This window comes from Corynebacterium sp. MSK008 (genome assembly GCF_030232585.1).
Classification (GTDB): Bacteria; Actinomycetota; Actinomycetes; order Mycobacteriales; family Mycobacteriaceae; genus Corynebacterium.
In genome coordinates this window covers 1-679 of the sequence record NZ_JASPJX010000032.1, presented here as the reverse complement: position 1 = coordinate 679, position 679 = coordinate 1, and the positions used below count along the sequence as shown (strand labels likewise).

General features: G+C 56.8%; 1 pseudogene. It reads left to right on the top strand.

Annotated features, from left to right (window positions below):
* Positions 1-76 precede the first annotated feature (76 nt).
* Positions 77-613 (top strand): annotated as a pseudogene (locus tag QP996_RS11750) (DDE-type integrase/transposase/recombinase); the annotation flags it as partial.
* Positions 614-679 lie beyond the last annotated feature (66 nt).

The following is a 679-nucleotide window of genomic DNA, read 5'->3' as shown; positions in this document are numbered from 1 at the left end:
TCGGTGACACCGTAGTCATTATCGGTGAAACTCCTTCTAGATCAGAGCCTCACACACAAACTTCCTGACACCCTCGCGCCACCGAGAAGGCGGATACGAAGCACTCGAACCCCGCTCAAAACGCCCCCACTCAAACCCCAGAGCACTCAAACAACCCGTCACCGATCGCATCCTCGAACTGCGTGAAGAACTCACCAACAGAGGCACCGATGCCGGCGCCGGCACCATCCGCTGGCACCTCCAAAAAGAAGGCATAGACCCACCACCAGCAGCATCAACCATCCACCGGGTACTTGCAGACAACGGACACGTCACACCACAGCCCCAAAAACGTCCACGCAGCTCATGGATACGATTCCAAGCCGACCAACCCAACGAAACCTGGCAGATGGACTACAGCGACTGGACCATCGCCCCACACAAACGCGTCGTGATCCTCACCATCCTCGACGATCACTCCCGCTTCATCATCTCTTGCCGTGCATACCCTTTCGCCACCGTCGGAAACGTCATCGAAAGCTTCACCAACGCCGCAGAGACCTACGGCTATCCGCAATCCACCCTCACTGATAACGGACGAGCCTTCACAACCAGCTCAGACCGGTCAAGTCCCGTGTAGTGGTGTAGCCGTTTGTGCTTTCGGCTCGGTATGAAGTTGGGGGTTTGGTTAGGCGGTTAG